A 15,099-nucleotide genomic window follows, 5' to 3' on the forward strand; every position below is an offset into this window, starting at 1 on the left:
AATCCAAGTGAATAATTACTATGAAAAAGTCCTTCTCAGCACAGAGAACTTCTGGACTTGCGCGACCCGCTGGTGGACTTAAGACGGGGGCTCCGATCGCCGAAACACCGGGCAGACCTGCCTTTCACCAAGGCCGTGACCGAGGCGATCGCCGGGCAGGAGGGGCTCGATGCGCACGGCTATCGCGGTTATCGCGGCGTATTGGTGGTGGGAGCGTGGAAGTGGCTGCCGGAGTTTGACATGGGCCTGGTCTCGGAAATTGACTTGGCTGAAGGACTTGCTCCCCTGCGCACGCTGCGGTTCGCCTTTTGGGTGTTGTTTGGTCTATTGGCCGTTGGCTCGGTGGCTGTGTTCGTGTTGATGCGGGTCGCCAGGCGCTTCCACGAGAAGGCGCGCCAGGCTTCTCTCGAAGCAAAGCAGCTTGGACAATACGCCTTGGACGACGAGATTGGCAGCGGGGCGTTCGGCACCGTGTTTCGCGGACACCACGCCCTCATGCGCCGGCCCGTTGCCGTCAAGGTGCTCAACCCGCTGGCGGGCGACCGCGGCATCGCCCGATTCGAGCGCGAGGTCCAGATGACCTGCCAATTGACCCACCCTAACACCATCGCGCTCTACGACTACGGGCGGACCGACGACGGGTTCTTTTATTACGCGATGGAATACTTGGACGGCTACAGCCTCGATCAACTGATTAAAAAGCATGGCCCTCAACCGGAAGGTCGGGTCATCTCCATTCTCCAGCAGGTCTGCGCGTCGCTCGCGGAAGCGCACGCGCGCGGTTTGGTGCACCGTGACATCAAACCGCAGAACATCTTTCTCACCTGCCGCGGCGGCATCCCGGACTTCGTTAAAGTGCTCGACTTCGGCCTGGTCAAAGCCCTTGATACGAAAGAACAACTGGAGTTGACTGCCGCCAACGCCACGCTGGGCACCCCGCTCTACATGTCGCCCGAGGCGGTCAAGAGTCCCAATGCCGTGGATGCGCTGAGCGATATCTACTCACTGGGCAGTGTCGGCTATGAGTTGCTGACCGGGGAAACCGTTTTCTGTGGTTTGAGTCTGGGGGAAGTGATGCTCAAGCAGGTCCGCGAGCAGCCAGAGCTTCCCTCTGCCCGCCTGAAACGGCCGGTGTCACCTGACCTCGAAACACTGCTGATGCGCTGCCTGGCTAAGGACCCTTCGGGCCGGCCCGCCAGCGCTGCTGCGCTTGGAGAGGCTCTCGGGCAGTGCACTTCCAAAAGCGATTGGACCCGCCGCGAGGCCCAGGAATGGTGGAGCAAGCAAAACGTCGCCAAGGGTTCGAAGACGCAAGTCCTGTGAGAGCTTTCCTCAAGACCCACGCAGTGACAACCGGCGGCTGAAACCATAATATGCCGTAATTAGTGCTTGGGCAAGCGGCTGCGCTTGTGGCTAAATCTGGCCGTGCGGCGCCAATCCAAATACCATCTTCCAAAGTCACGAAAAAGGCCGCGCAAGGGTTTATACTGGCTGCTTGTGCTCATAGTCCTAATCGTGGGGGGTTGGCTTTGGTGGCACTCTGGCACGACCACCCCTCCGGCGCCAGAGCCAGAGGCTGCTCCCCCGCCACCGCCGACTCAGGAAGTAGCCCAACCCGAGCCGGCGCCCGCAATCGTGCAAACACAGGCGCCGCCTCCGATGGTGCCCGTGCCGGCCCCACGACCTGTCGCACGGACGAATTCAGCACCCACTTCAGCACCCACATTTCCGGATATCTTCCCCCGGCCGGTTCGGAACGCGTTCGAGGCCCAACTGGCACTGGCTCGACTGGGCATCTCCTCTGGTTCCCTGGATGGACTCATCGGCCCGCAAACCCAGGCCGCCCTGCGCGCGTTTCAGCAAAAGGAAGGTTTGGCCGTCAGCGGCGTGCTGGATCTGGCCACCAAAGAGCGGCTCCTCCTTACCGCTCCGCCTTATACCAACTACGTTGTTACCAGTGGCGACCTGGCGCGACTGCAACCCTTGAGCGGCACCTGGCTCGGCAAATCCCGCCAAACGGCGCTCGACTTCGAGACGATCCTCGAACTGGTTGCCGAAAAGAGTCTCTCCCACCCCAACCTAATCCGCCGGCTCAACCCGTCTATTGATTGGAACCACCTCTTCGCGGGCACCACCCTGCAAATCCCGGACGTTGCCAGTCCGGAGCCTGGCGTCAAAGCCGCCTTTGCCACGATAAGCCTTTCCGGCAAGACCCTTCAAGCCTTTGACGCGAACAGCAATCTCATTGCGCACTTTCCATGCAGCATCGCGCAACGGGTCGAGAAACGGCCCGTGGGCGAACTGCACGTGGCCGTGGTCGCCCCGAACCCGAACTATACCTTTGACCCGGATGTATTCCCGGAATCCGCCGAGGCGCGGCAGTTGAAGACAAAGCTGATCGTGCCGCCGGGGCCGAACAATCCCGTCGGCGTGGCGTGGATTGGCCTGGATAGGCCGGGCTACGGCATCCACGGGACGCCCGGCCCGGAGCAAGTGGGCCGCACAGAATCACACGGCTGTTTCCGGCTGGCAAATTGGAACGCCAAGTATCTGGTCCAGCTGGCTTGGGTCGGGATGTCCGTCTATGTGGAACCCTGATGCCTGACTCGCGGGCGTCGCCATTGGTTGACGCACTTCGCCGCTCCGTGAACGAAATCAGCGCCGCCCGACGTCGGCGGCGGGTGCGGATTGCCGGGATTCGCACCGGCTCATACCCCTGGGCGTTTAGGGTAGGGTGGCCGCTTGACCTCCGCCGGCGGGTGCTTTCTCAACTGCTTCATTACCTCGGCCACCGCCCGCTCAAGCTGCGGATCGGTGCCTTTGGCCATCGCCGCCGGGTCGTCCACGACCTCGATGTCCGGCTCCACCCCGTGCCCCTCGATGATCCACTGGGCGTTGGTGCTGTAGACTGCAAACGCCGGCACCGTCACGCCCCCGCCGTCCACCAGCTTCGGCGAGCCGGTGATGCCGATCAAACCGCCCCAGGTGCGCATGCCGATCAGCGGCCCCAGCTTGGATTGCTTGAAGTAGAAGGGCAAGCAATCCCCGCCCGACCCGCTCCAGCCGTTGATGAGCATCGCCTTGGGCCCGAGATGCGTGACCGCCGGCGTCATCCAATCCCTCCCGTGGCGCACCGCCCAGTAATTGCGTAGCGGACGATTAAGCAGTTCGATGAACCGGTCCGGTATCTGGCCTCCGCTGTTGAACCGCTCGTCAATGACCAATCCGGGCTTCTTCACCTGCGCCCGTAACATCCGCACCAGTTCGTTCTGGCCGTTCTGACCCGTGTCCGGCACATATGCGTAACCAACCTTGCCCCCGCTCAACTCCTCCACGCGCTTCCGGTTTTCCTCGATCCACGCCAGGTTGCGCAGGCGCTCTTCGCTCGCCAGCGTTTGCACCAGCGCCTCGCGCGCCCCGGCTGGTTCCGGCGTGTCGTTCACCGTCAGCAGTACCGGCTTGTCCGCCAGCCCTTGGAACGCCGCCCACGGGTCCGCCTTCGCATCCAGCGGCTCCCCATTCACCGCCAGCAGGTAATCGCCCTCCTGAACGTTTGTCACCCCTGGTTGCAAGAGCGGCGACCGCGCTTCGCTGTCCCACTCCGCCGCCCGCACAATGCGCTTGATCCGGTAGGCGCCGTTTTCCAGCGCGAAGTCGCACCCGAGATAACCCACGCCCACCGTTGGCCCCTTCTCGACGTCGCCGCCACTCCGGTAAGTGTGCGACGCGTTCAACTCCGCGATCAATTCCCCCAGAACGTAATTCACGTCCCACCGCGTCACCGCGTCCTCCAGCAGCCGGCCGTAACGCTCCCGCATCCCGGCCCAGTCCACCCCGTGCAGGCCCGGGTCGTAGAAATAATCCCGCTGCAGCCGCCACGCGTCGGTGAAAATCTGCCGCCACTCCGCCACCGGGTCCACCGGCGCCATGAACCCGCTCGTGTTGATCTTCTTCTCCAGCTTCTGCCCTTCCTTGGGCTCGATGATCGCGTAGTCGTTGTCCTTCCGCGCCAGCAGCTTCTCCCGGTTTGCGGATAGCTCAATGAAATCCGCGTCCGCCAGCACGGTCTTCTCCTCCCGCTTTTCCAGGTCGTAGAACACCACCGGGTGCTTCTCCTCCCCCGAGCTGACCCGCGGCAGCCGCCGGAACAGCAGCTTGCCCGGCAGCGCCGCCAGGCTGTCATAGCGCCCGGCCTTGGGCGGCAAAACCACCACCCGCTCCTCAAACCCGGCGAGGTCAATCTCCACCGCCTTGGGCTTTTCCTCCTTCTTCTTCTCCTCCTTTTTCTTATCTGTCTGCTCCGTGTCCTTTGGCTTGTCGCCCTTGTCGTCCTCTTTCTTCTTTTCCTCCTCGTCTTTCTTGTCCTTGGCCTTGTCGCCCTCCATGTCGTTGCGCGGCGCCAATGGCGAGATCACCTCCTTGCGCAGCGGCACCGCCGCCAGCACCGCGGTGTTGGCGTAAATCCACGTCGGGTCCAGCTCGCTGTAACTCGGCACAAATGTCCGCCCCGTCCGGAAAAAGAGGTATTTCCCGTCCGGGTCAAACACCGGCGACTCGTCGTTGTAGAAGCCCGAGGTGACCTGGTGCATTACGTTTGACCTGCAGTCGTAAAGGGCGATGGCCGAGTGGCCATTCTCCAGGTCCTGCGCCCAGGCGATCCAACGGCTGTCCGCCGACCAGCCCACCCGGAACCGGCTCAGCTCATCATGATACAACCACAATTGCCGCCCGATCACCGCGTTGGTCTTCGCCTCGAAGTCGAACAGGTTGATCCGCATCGCCTGGTCAATGAACGCAATCCGCTTGCTGTCGGGCGACCACTGCGGCCGGTAGCGGTAGCCCGGCCCCAGCTCGGTCAACGTCTGCTCGCCGAGTTCGTTCGTGCCGGGGCTCGTGGCTGCCCTGCGCACGGTCAGCTCATATTCCCCGGTGCGGTCGCTGAAATACGCGATCCACTTCCCGTCCGGCGACCACGCCGGGTGCCGCTCCGCCACGCCCGAGCTGCGCGTGAGGTTCAGCACCACCCCGTGTTCCGTCGGCGCCGAAAACACGTCCCCGCGCGCCTCGAACAGCGCCCGCTTCCCGCCCGGCGAGATCGTCGTGCTGAAGAGGTGGTTGGACACGTTCTCCGAGTGCGGCTTGAGCGTCGCCCGATCCGTCACCACCCGGATTTCCACCTCCCGGTATTTCTCCGTCTCCAGGTCCAGCAAATGGAGCCGCCCCGCGTTCTCGAACACGATGTCCCCCGGCCCGATGCTCGGGAAGTGCACGTCGAACTCCTTGAAGAACGTCACCTGCCGGAACTTGTTCCGCTTCAGGTCGCACGCCCAGAGGTTCGCCCGCTGGTGCTCGTCCCGGTCCGACAGGAAATACAACGTTTCCCCGTGCCACATCGGCGTCGAATCCGCCGCCGCCGACTCCGTCAGGTTCCGCGCCGTCAGGTCTTCCAGGTCGAACAGCCAGATGTCCGGGTTCATGCCGCCCCGGTAACGCTTCCAGGTCCGGAAATCCACGCTGATCGGCACATACGCCAGCGTCTTGCCGTCCGGTGAGATCGCCCCGAACTCGCCATAAGGCACCGGCAGTTTCTCCGGCAGCCCGCCCTCGGCCCGCACCTGGTAAAGCTGGTTGAACCGGTTCTTCGGGCTGGTCATCGAAGTCGCGTAAAGCAGCCAATTTCCCTCCGGATACCAACCCAGAATCCGGTCCGGCGCCCCGTGATGCGTCACCCGCTGCGGCAGCCCGCCCGCCACCGGCACCACGTAAATGTCCTCGTTCCCGTCGTAGGCCCCCGTGAACGCCAGCAGCGACCCGTCCGGCGAGAACCGCGGAAACGACTCCTCCCCCTTCGGCGAACTCAGCCGCACCGCCACGCCTCCCGCCCTCTCCACCAGCCAGATGTCCCCCGCATACACGAACGCGATCTGCGTCGCCGACACCGCCGGCTGCCGCATCATGCGCGCGTCAATGCGCGCGGAGACAACTGGCTGCGCCCGCGCTGTCGTCGCCAACAGCCCGGCGGCAAGTGCAACAGCCAGCAGAAAGGGATGATACGATATTCGGCGGTTCATGCCGGCATCCTGCACCATCCTTGCTCGTGAGTCCACCCCGTTGGGAGCCGAACGCCCGTTGTGCTTGTCACCGGTCGAAGCTGCGGTTAATAGATGTGGCATGAGCCGCATCACACGACGAACCTTCCTTCACCAAAGTCTCGCCGCCGCCGCACTGGTCACCTCAACACCGCGCATGCTTCGCGCAGCTGGCGCTGTAGCCAGCGCCGCTATCCCCGAGCCCTGCGCGTCCACCGCGTGGCAGAAGCGTGGCGTTGTCTTGGCGCCTGCAGAGGATTGGGAAGGCGGCCACATCCAGAACTTTACCTGTCCGGCCGAACCGCTCGCCGGAGACCGCTGGCGCCTGTGGTACTCCGCCTGCGGCAAGAAGTATCTGATCGCTTACGCGGAAGGCACGGCTGGCGGTCCCTTCAAAAAGTTCCCTGCCCGGTGCACACCCGGCGAGCCCGGTGAAGGTCCATTCACTATCGGCCATCTGCCCGACAAATGGAGTCCGGTGCAAGTCGTCCACATCCACCTCCGCAACGGTCGGCATCGCATCTACTTCTGGGCGCACGGTCCCGGCATTGCTCGCTTCCTCGCTGCGGATAGTGACGACGGCAAACGCTACACCGTTATCGATCCCCATCGGCCTGTGCTCTATCACCCCTCCGACCGTGCCGCCCACAGCATCCCTTCGCCGGATGGCACCTTAATCCACAAGAACCCCAGCCCCGCCCGGCCCGCCAATGAGCCCCTCGCTCTGTCGCGCCTCATTTCTAATGACGCTACCAACATCTACCAACTCCCCGACGGATCTTTCGAGATGTACAGTGTCGCCCTCCTCTCCGTCCCCAGGGACGATCCTGCTTACATGCCTCACGACAACGCCCCCGGTCTCCTCCGCGTCATAGACCGCTACACCTCCCCCGACGGCCTCCACTTCGAGGACCGCAAACGCGTCATCCAGCGTGATGCCCGCGATCCGGTCGACCAGCAGTTTTACTACCTCGCTTCCACCCTCACTCCAAAGGGCCGGGTTGGCATGTTGGGCCACTATCGTTGCCAGGCCCAGACGATGGACTTGGAATGGTGCTTCTCCCCCGATGGCGCCACCTGGCATCGCCCCCGCCGCACCGCCTGGCTGCCTCGTGGTGACGAAAAACAACCCGACTCCTACGGCATCTACAGCGGCGGTTTCCTCGTCCAGCGCGACCGCCGCTGGCACCTGTTCTACACCGCCGTGAACAGCGCCCACAACCATAAGCATTCACACGGCCAGCCGCGCACCGTGATCATGCTCGCCACCACCGGCTCCCTTTGGGCCTAACGGGGATGGTTCATACTCGCGAGAGCGGAGCGCGGGTTTTAGTCCGCAGCAACTGTCGAATGCCTGTGACTGCGGACTGAAGTCCGTGCCCCGCCGCCACCGGCCTAGCGCCCCGGACCCTACCGCACTTGTGCGGTCTGGGCGCTGCCCAAGGCCTTGCGGAGAATCCTCTCCGCCGCCAGTTCATTGTCGGTGCGCTCCTCACCCGAGCCGGCGCCCTCTGCCCGGGCAAACCCCGGCCACGTCAGCGCGATTCTACGGAACGCTTCCGCTGCATTCATCCGGGTCTGCGCGTCCGCCGAGGTCAGTTCCTCACTCGCCCGCAGGATGCTCTGGCAAAAGAGCGCCTCCAGCTCCCGCGCCGCTCCCTGCACGTCCCCGCCGCGCATTGATTTGAGCGCCGTGTTCAGCTTTTGGCCCAGAAACAGACGTTCCAACATCACCGAGTTCGCCTCGTGCGCCCGGGTCTCGCGCTCCGCCTCGAAATACGCTCTCCCGGCCATCAGGCCGCCGGTCAGCACCGCAATCCCCACAAAAGGGATCACCCAATCCATCGTCATGCATTTTGTCTTCATTGTTTTCTTGGGCACGTTGGTGCGGCCCTTTGCTTTGACGAAACCCGAAACACTGCCGCCACGGCAGGTTCACGCCTTCGCGAATTGCCTTTAAGACCGCATGTGCCCTCTCCCTATCCGACACCTGGCTTCGACTCTTTCTTAGGAAGTAATCGCTGACGGTAACACCCGATCTCGGGCGCGGCTTCCATTATGCGGCAAGCCAGCGCCCGGTGGCGGCAGCCGGCGGCGCGCAGCACGTTGCTCTGCCACCCACCGGGTGCCAACCCGTCGCCCGTCGATACTACCCGCCGCGCTCCGCTCTTAGCGGCCCTCCACTCCACCCCACTTACCTTGCCTGCGCGGTATGAATGTTCGCCAGCGCCTTGCTGAGGATCCTCTCCGCCGCAGCCTGGTCCTCGGTGGATATCGGGTTCGACCCGGTGGCCTCTGCCCCGGCAGTCTTTGGCCGCGTCAGAGCGATCCGGATAAAATTGTCCTCCACATATGTCCGGGTCCGCACATCGGTGGATTCCAGATCAGCGTTTAACTTGAGGATGTTCTCACACAACAGCACGTCCAAGCGCCGCGTGGCCCCCTCCACGTCTCCGTCATGAATTGACTTCAGTGCCGCACAGACCGTCTGGTCCTGAGACAAACGATCTAGTGTCTGCATGAGCGCCTCGTTTGCCCTAACCTTGCGCTCCAGGTCGAGGTATGTTGTCGTCGCCATCAAACTGCCGGCAACCACCGCAGCCCCCAGCACAGGGGCCAACCACTCTGTCTTCAAGTAACTTATCTTCATATGGCTAACTGTTGGCCGATCCTGGACCACCACTAATTCGGCATTGTCACCGTTATGCAAAATCGAACGCCGGCCCATTCGCCCAGCTGCAGACTGCCTTCACCTACTTCTTAAGCAAAACGAGGCAAAAGTTACGGATATAGGTGTACCCCACATTGATCTGCCACGGGGTGGGAGTAGATTCAGCCACCGGAACCAAGGGGCGGGGAGAAGTTTTGGTGTCCCTTGGGATCCATGAAGTCTATACCCCGTCTCGATTCCGAACCGCCCTGGCGGGACAGGGCAACTCCACTCAGGTCGCCTTCGGCGGTAGGTCTTCAGATATCAGAAATGACTCTTGATCTTGTCCAAAATCAGTTGCGAGGCGGATTCATCCCCAAACGTACCCACACGGATGCGGATTTCCGTGGCCCCGTCTGACATTTTCTTCAACTTGATCAGGATTCGCTTATCCGCGGATGTGCGCGCCGTCAATTCTGCCTGGAGTGCGTCTTTGGCTTTATTGGTGATGGGAAACTCCAGGTCTTTCATAGCTGACTGAGATGCTGTCCACGCCCGATCCAGCGACACCGCTTCAGTCCCTTTCATTTCGCCGTTTACGTAAGCGTAGGTACCCACTCCCGCGGCCGCTACCGCTCCGCCCACCACCACCGCCGCACAACCGCCCCCAACAAGTGGCAGGGCTGCGGCGAGTGTCATTGTCAGCCATTTCACCTTCATGTTCATGTATTAGACTATTAGCCCGGCATGCTGCTCCGTCAATCTGTGGCCAAGACCCGCCACAGCCTAGCCTCGCACAAGGTAGCAGAAATCGAGCTTTAGTGGTAGCTTTCTGCCGAATATATATCTAAGCTTAGCGTCCAAGTAGTTGGTGTGACAATATGAGAAAGCTGCTTCTGATCATTTTGGCCAGCAGTGGTATGACGGGTGTGCATGCGCAGTTGTTTAGTTCTGAGGCTGTCGGCGGGGCGCTGATGGGCACCTTCATTGGTGGGATTGTGGGCGGTGACTGCCATCATGGCTTCTCAGGCAATGGCGCGGCCATCGGCGCAGGAATCGGACTGGCGTCGGGGGCTATTTTGGGGGAGGTGCAGCGCCAGAGTTATTACAATTCCCAGCCTTACTATAGCTACCCTGCAGCATCCTGTGTGCAACCTGGATACGGCTACGCTTATGTCCCTGCGGACGCCTATGCGCCGGTCTATTACACTAGCGCGCCGCAACGGCCCAATTATGTGATCGGCGGCACCTTGGTAGGGGCGCTGGCGGGTGGTTTGATCGGCGTGGGTTATGACAAAGGGTGGGAGGGGGCTGGTATTGGAGCCGCCTCGGGACTTGTGTTGGGCGGCTTGGCAGAGTACGCGGCGCAGAAGCACGAGCAGAAATTGGCGTCGTACCCGCCTCCGCAACCCACTGTTTTGGGTAACACTTCCGCGCCGTCAGGCTATCAACTTGCGCCGCAGTCCCCTCCATTCGACCAGGCACCAATCCAGGTGGCGCCACAAACCTACGAGCCGCCGCGTTATCAGATTGCAGATGCGCCTCGAGTCCCTGACGCCCCGACGTTTTGAAGCCATAAATCCAAACCTACTACACCATGAGAACATTATTGACCAAACTTGCTCTTCCTATTTTTGCCATAACGATCACCGCGCTTGTCGCGGGTTGTGCCACTAAGGGCGTGAAGAATCCATCAGGCGTGCCTGTGACTCACATGACCGCTGACGAGCAGGGATTCGTAGCAGGGACAGGCATGGAGTCGCAGGATTTGGTGATGGTGGCCGACAAGATGGCACGGAGCATCCTGGGAATTCCGCAGATTGCCAGTGCGGCGGCGCCGCCAACCATCGTTTTGGAGCCAGTAGACAACCAGACCCGGTTTCCCATCAACAAAGAGATATTCTTGACGCGAATTCGTGCGCAGTTGAATTCCAAGGCGCGCGGCAAGGTGATGTTCCTGGCTCGAAACCAGATGGAAGCACTGGAGAAGGAACGGAACCGCAAGCGCGAGGGGCAGGTGACGGCGAGTGCGGATCCGACGGTCCAGGAATTCAAAGGCGCTGACTACTTTCTGACCGGCACCCTGCAAGGCCTGTCCACGCGCACGAAGGCTGGCACCAGCGATTACATTTTGTATGATTTCCATCTCATTGATGCGCGGACGAGCGTCATTGTTTGGGAAGACTCGGCGGAGATGAAGAAACAGGGCTTGGAAGACGCGGCGTATCGCTGACGCGCGTTGCCGGTCGAGGTGATGAAATCACTCTGGCAGCCGACGCTGCTGGCCGTCGTCCTGAGTTTGGCCGGCTGCGCTACGACAAAGAAGCCGGTAGTGGCGCTGACGGGTGACATTATGGTGGACGGTCCGAACGCCATCGCCAACGGGCCGGCGCGCGACCGGGTGTTATGGCAGTACCGGTTGGCGGCGGCGGCAATGCGGCAGGGCAAGTTCGATCTGGCCAAACAGAGCTTGGATGACGCCCTGCTTACGCTGGGTGGAATCTTCGGCAAGGACCCGGATGCGAAAAAGGCCCGGAGCTATTTCCACGCCGAAGCAAAGAAAACGTTCATCGGCGAGCCTTACGAGCGGTCTATGGCATACATTTATCGCGGGATACTTTACTGGATGGACGGGGAACGAGACAACGCCCGGGCCTGCTTCCGCAGCGCCGAATTCGAGGACGGTGATGCTGTGCAGAACCAATATGCCGGCGATTGGGTGCTGCCCGAATACCTGGACGGCCTGGCGACCACCAAGCTGAGCGGCGACGGTTCGGACGCCTTCAAACGCGCCCAGGCCAATGCCAAAGGGGTGAAGCTACCGCCCTACATGCCTAACGCCAATGCACTGTTCTTCGTCGAGTTTGGCCCCGGTCCCACAAAGCATGCGACAGGGCAGTACAAGGAGGAACTGCGTTTTAACACCGCGGCTTCCCCGGTGACTTCGGCCGAGCTTAAGGTGGATTCCCTCAGAATCCCTGTCGCGCCGACGGACGATACGGGTTTTCAGGCCACCACCCGCGGCGGACGCGTAATGGACCATGTTTTGGGCAATAAGGCCGTCTTTAAGTCCACAACCGGAGCTGTCGGCGATGTGGCGCTGATCGGCGGGTTAACGACTGCGGCGGCGAGCCACGACCGCACGGCTCAACAGGTGGGTTTGGGCATTGCGCTTGCCGGGCTGCTAAGCAAGGTGGTTTCGGCAGCGACGGTGCCGGCGGCTGACACCCGCGCCTGGGACAATCTTCCGCGTTACCTAAGCCTTGCCAGCGTACCCCTGTCGGTGGGGCAGCACACCGCTACTATCCAATTTCTTAATTCCGCAGGCCAGGTTCAAACAAACCTGACCAAGACCATTACCCTTAACATCACGACGACCGACCGTGACAAGGTCGTGTTCGTCAGCGACACGTCGGTTACACCGCAAACGTTATGAACAAGACACTCCTATCACTCCTCATCGCAGGCGGGACCTTCCTGCTAGTGACCGGTTGCAGCAGCACCCATGATAAAGGACCTTACCTCACGCAGACGCCAAAGACCCCGGCCTATGAAGGCAAGGAGCCGTTGGTGCTGTTGGATCCCGGCGTCCAGTATTCGGTGACATGCAGCGGCATCCAGGAACAGATCCTGTCGGATGGCCGGCTGGAGCTGGTCGCGCATCTTCGCAACCGCGAGAATCGCCGCATCGAGGTGCAGGCCAACTGCGTTTTCAAGGACCAGAACGGCTTCTCGACCGGCGACGAGACTCCCTTCGTAACGGTGATCCTGACGGAGAACGCCACCGAAGATGTACGGTTCACTTCCATCAACAACCTCGCGAGGAAGTACACCATCCGCGTGCGGCAGGCGCGTTAAGTGACCGTGCCATACCGGCTGCCGGCAAGCCGGGTAAGTTCGCCAAGTGCATCTTGGGGCCACTTTGGGCGTTCCCTGTGTCTGCTCCTTTGGAGTAACCAGTCAATCGGCGGTCGAGTCTAGCCACGTCGGGTGCTTCCTGGCGTGTTCAGCGATCTCGGTCCAGATAGATTCCAGTGGTGTCTGAGGCTTCCAGCCCCAGTATTGGGCCGCACGGTTTGAATCCAGAACCAGCCAGGGGACGTCAAACGGTCGGTTGTTGGGATCGGCGGCAATCGAGTGGGCTCCGAACCGTTGTGCGCACCACTCGCTCAACTGCCGTAGCGAAGCGCTCTGGCCTAAGCCGCCGCTCACATTGATCACTCGTGGCGCGTCTGAATGCGGTTTCTTGAGCTGCTGCGCTATCAACGGCAGCAGGTCGCGCGCATGCAGGCAATCGCGCACCTGACATCCCGTACCTTCAAAACCGACGTACTTCAGCGTCCGTTTCTGGCAGTAGGAGTGGATCCAATAGGAGAAAATGCCTTGATCTATCTTGCCAAACTGGCCACTGCCGGCCAATACCCCGCAACGCAGGATGAAAACGGGCAGGTTGAAGGTTTCGGCATACTCACATGCCAGGACTTCCGAGGCGCGCTTGGAACTGCCATAGAGCGATAATGGCGGCTCGGTCGAGAAGTCCTCCGCGATGCCTTGCGTACTGAACCCCGATAACTGGGCGTCGGCGCGAGGCACAAACCGGTCTTCTTGAGGCTCCACCGGGATCGCCGCCAGCGCGCGTATCGAATAGACGCGGCTGGTGCTGAGGATAGTGAATCCGCAGTGCCAGGTCTTCATCAACTCCAGCATGTTGATCGTGCCGACAAGATTGTGTTCGATCAGTTGGCGGCTGCTGGTCTTGCCGTCCACCCCCGCAAGCACGCTCGGATTGGCGGCGGCTTCGACGATCCAGTCGCACGGGGGCAAAGTCTCAAGGTCGCTGGGGTTGCGGACATCGCCATGATAGAGTCTTACGCCAAGGTCACGCAGGTTCAGGCGATTGGTTTCACTGCCGGCCCGAACGAAGTTGTCGAGGCCGACAATATCCCAATCCGGCCATCCGGCACGCAGTCCGCGCGCAAGGGTGCCTCCAACGAACCCGCAAATGCCTGTAATCAGAAGGCGCATACTCACTTGGCCGCCATGCGCTCTCGCCAGGAGGCAACAATCTCCTCGAAGATGTGCGGCAGGTCCCGGGTAAGCTGCCACCGGGGGTAATGCGACTGCATCTTGCGCAAGTCGCTGTAGTAGCAGATATGGTCGCCACTGCGTGCTTTGTCCACATAAGTGTGGATCTGCTTCTTGCCGGTGCAGGCCGAGGCCATCTCGAAGGCTTCCAGGATTGAGCACGAGTTATCCTTGCCGCCGCCGAGATTATAGACCTCGCCTGCCCGGGGCGCCTGGTAGAACTCGAACATGAAACCCGCCACATCAACCGAATGAATATTGTCACGGACCTGCTTGCCCTTATAGCCGTAGATCTTGTATTCGCGGCCTTCGAGGTTGCACTTCACCAGGTAACTAAGGAAACCATGCAGCTCCACTCCAGAATGGTTCGGGCCCGTCAGGCAACCGCCACGCAGGCAACAGGTGGGCAAACCAAAGTACCGGCCATACTCCTGCACCATCACATCGGCGGCGACCTTTGACGCCCCGAACAGCGAATGCTTCGACTGGTCAATCGAGAAGGTCTCGGGAATGCCCTGTGCGAATTCCGGGTCAGCGTAGTCCCAACGCCGGTCCAGCTCCTTTAAGGCGATCATATTGGGCCGGTCGCCGTAGACCTTGTTGGTGGACATGTGAATGAAAGGCGACTCCAGACAGTAGCGCCGCGCTGCCTCCAGGAGGTTCAGTGTCCCTACCGCATTCACATCAAAATCGTCGAAAGGAATGCTGGCGGCCAAATCGTGCGAAGGCTGGGCCGCGGTATGAATAATGACGGCAGGCTTAAGCGCTTTGACTAGCCTCAACACCGCGGCTCGGTCGCGAATATCCAGCTCATGATGCGCGAAACCTGGCAGTGTCTGCCGCAGTCGTTCTTGGTTCCAGCGGGTGTTGCCCTGCGCGCCGAAGAAGACTTCGCGTTGGTTGTTGTCCACGCCGTGCACCGTCAAGCCGCGCGCGTGGAAGTAAGCGGCAACCTCCGAGCCGATCAAACCGGACGAACCGGTCACAAGACAATTCCTATTCATTTCATGGTGATCCGCTAATGCCGCATTAACCACCGGGCCAATCACAAATCGTCGGCACGGCAGCCTATAAGTCCTCGCCGCGTTTGGGCGCAGGCAGCCCCGCCAGATTGAACAGGAAAAGACCCGTGTTCGCAAACAGCAAATACTTCCAGGCGCCTTTGCGCGTGCCGTTGCAGCACATGCGCATGCCTAGCGCGTGCGTGCCTGGTTCTGTTCAGGCGCTCTTGACGAGGGAATCTGGACGTTCAGAGTTTGACTTTGCAAGGGGGTT

General features: G+C 61.1%; 13 protein-coding genes. 7 read left to right on the forward strand and 6 right to left on the reverse strand.

Features of this window, described 5'->3' with window-relative positions; genetic code table 11:
• Positions 1-135 precede the first annotated feature (135 nt).
• Positions 136-1,323, forward strand: a complete 1,188-nt coding sequence (locus P5205_06345) for a serine/threonine-protein kinase (GenBank protein HSA09975.1) — start codon at positions 136-138, stop codon at positions 1,321-1,323.
• 174 nt (positions 1,324-1,497) lie between these two features.
• A complete protein-coding gene (locus P5205_06350; protein ID HSA09976.1) occupies positions 1,498-2,598 on the forward strand; it encodes a L,D-transpeptidase in 1,101 nt (366 codons plus the stop codon).
• A 110-nt stretch (positions 2,599-2,708) separates the two neighbouring features.
• Here P5205_06350 and P5205_06355 read toward each other — a convergent pair whose 3' ends face one another.
• Positions 2,709-6,071: a PDZ domain-containing protein gene (locus P5205_06355; protein ID HSA09977.1), complete on the reverse strand. Its 3,363-nt coding sequence runs from the start codon at positions 6,069-6,071 to the stop codon at positions 2,709-2,711.
• Positions 6,072-6,246: 175 nt separating this feature from the next.
• On the opposite strand from P5205_06355, the gene P5205_06360 reads away from it, so the two are divergent.
• Positions 6,247-7,380, forward strand: a complete 1,134-nt coding sequence (locus P5205_06360; GenBank protein ID HSA09978.1) for a hypothetical protein — start codon at positions 6,247-6,249, stop codon at positions 7,378-7,380.
• A 119-nt stretch (positions 7,381-7,499) separates the two neighbouring features.
• Here P5205_06360 and P5205_06365 read toward each other — a convergent pair whose 3' ends face one another.
• The 3 genes from P5205_06365 to P5205_06375 all read right to left on the reverse strand — a co-directional run bounded on the left by P5205_06365 (position 7,500) and on the right by P5205_06375 (position 9,465).
• Positions 7,500-7,955 carry a hypothetical protein gene (locus P5205_06365; GenBank protein ID HSA09979.1) on the reverse strand — a complete coding sequence of 152 codons (456 nt, stop codon included), beginning with the start codon at positions 7,953-7,955 and terminating at the stop codon, positions 7,500-7,502.
• Positions 7,956-8,283: 328 nt separating this feature from the next.
• Entirely contained in the window at positions 8,284-8,739 is a 456-nt protein-coding gene (locus P5205_06370; GenBank protein ID HSA09980.1) for a hypothetical protein, read from the reverse strand.
• A 324-nt stretch (positions 8,740-9,063) separates the two neighbouring features.
• Positions 9,064-9,465, reverse strand: a complete 402-nt coding sequence (locus P5205_06375; GenBank protein ID HSA09981.1) for a DUF3568 family protein — start codon at positions 9,463-9,465, stop codon at positions 9,064-9,066.
• A 155-nt stretch (positions 9,466-9,620) separates the two neighbouring features.
• Between P5205_06375 and P5205_06380 the strand changes: the two genes are divergently transcribed.
• From P5205_06380 to P5205_06395, 4 genes are all read left to right on the forward strand, one after another.
• Positions 9,621-10,310 (forward strand): hypothetical protein, encoded by a 690-nt coding sequence (locus tag P5205_06380; GenBank protein HSA09982.1) that lies wholly within the window; start codon positions 9,621-9,623, stop codon positions 10,308-10,310.
• Positions 10,311-10,420: 110 nt separating this feature from the next.
• A complete protein-coding gene (locus P5205_06385) occupies positions 10,421-10,972 on the forward strand; it encodes a CsgG/HfaB family protein (protein HSA09983.1) in 552 nt (183 codons plus the stop codon).
• Positions 10,973-10,993: 21 nt separating this feature from the next.
• Positions 10,994-12,175 carry a hypothetical protein gene (locus P5205_06390; protein HSA09984.1) on the forward strand — a complete coding sequence of 394 codons (1,182 nt, stop codon included), beginning with the start codon at positions 10,994-10,996 and terminating at the stop codon, positions 12,173-12,175.
• Complete coding sequence (locus tag P5205_06395; protein HSA09985.1) at positions 12,172-12,597, forward strand: hypothetical protein; 426 nt, start codon at positions 12,172-12,174, stop codon at positions 12,595-12,597. Before P5205_06390 ends, P5205_06395 begins: the two co-directional genes overlap by 4 nt.
• A 102-nt stretch (positions 12,598-12,699) precedes the next feature.
• Here the strand turns inward: P5205_06395 and P5205_06400 are convergent, their stop codons facing one another.
• Positions 12,700-13,764: an NAD-dependent epimerase/dehydratase family protein gene (locus P5205_06400; protein HSA09986.1), complete on the reverse strand. Its 1,065-nt coding sequence runs from the start codon at positions 13,762-13,764 to the stop codon at positions 12,700-12,702.
• 2 nt (positions 13,765-13,766) lie between these two features.
• Positions 13,767-14,828, reverse strand: coding sequence for an NAD-dependent epimerase/dehydratase family protein (locus tag P5205_06405; protein ID HSA09987.1), 1,062 nt, complete (start codon positions 14,826-14,828; stop codon positions 13,767-13,769).
• Positions 14,829-15,099 lie beyond the last annotated feature (271 nt).

The organism is Candidatus Paceibacterota bacterium (genome assembly GCA_035452965.1).
In the GTDB taxonomy this organism is placed as follows: domain Bacteria; phylum Verrucomicrobiota; class Verrucomicrobiia; order Limisphaerales; family UBA8199; genus UBA8199.

Excerpts from the sequence above, each read along its gene's own strand:
- P5205_06370 (HSA09980.1), bottom strand. The coding sequence starts at position 8,739 with ATGAAGATAAGTTACTTGAAGACAGAGTGGTTGGCCCCTGTGCTGGGG.
- P5205_06395 (HSA09985.1), top strand. The coding sequence starts at position 12,172 with ATGAACAAGACACTCCTATCACTCCTCATCGCAGGCGGGACCTTCCTG.
- P5205_06355 (HSA09977.1), bottom strand. The coding sequence starts at position 6,071 with ATGAACCGCCGAATATCGTATCATCCCTTTCTGCTGGCTGTTGCACTT.
- P5205_06375 (HSA09981.1), bottom strand. The coding sequence starts at position 9,465 with ATGAACATGAAGGTGAAATGGCTGACAATGACACTCGCCGCAGCCCTG.
- P5205_06380 (HSA09982.1), top strand. The coding sequence starts at position 9,621 with ATGAGAAAGCTGCTTCTGATCATTTTGGCCAGCAGTGGTATGACGGGT.
- P5205_06360 (HSA09978.1), top strand. The coding sequence starts at position 6,247 with ATGCTTCGCGCAGCTGGCGCTGTAGCCAGCGCCGCTATCCCCGAGCCC.
- P5205_06405 (HSA09987.1), bottom strand. The coding sequence starts at position 14,828 with ATGAATAGGAATTGTCTTGTGACCGGTTCGTCCGGTTTGATCGGCTCG.
- P5205_06365 (HSA09979.1), bottom strand. The coding sequence starts at position 7,955 with ATGAAGACAAAATGCATGACGATGGATTGGGTGATCCCTTTTGTGGGG.
- P5205_06390 (HSA09984.1), top strand. The coding sequence starts at position 10,994 with ATGAAATCACTCTGGCAGCCGACGCTGCTGGCCGTCGTCCTGAGTTTG.
- P5205_06400 (HSA09986.1), bottom strand. The coding sequence starts at position 13,764 with ATGCGCCTTCTGATTACAGGCATTTGCGGGTTCGTTGGAGGCACCCTT.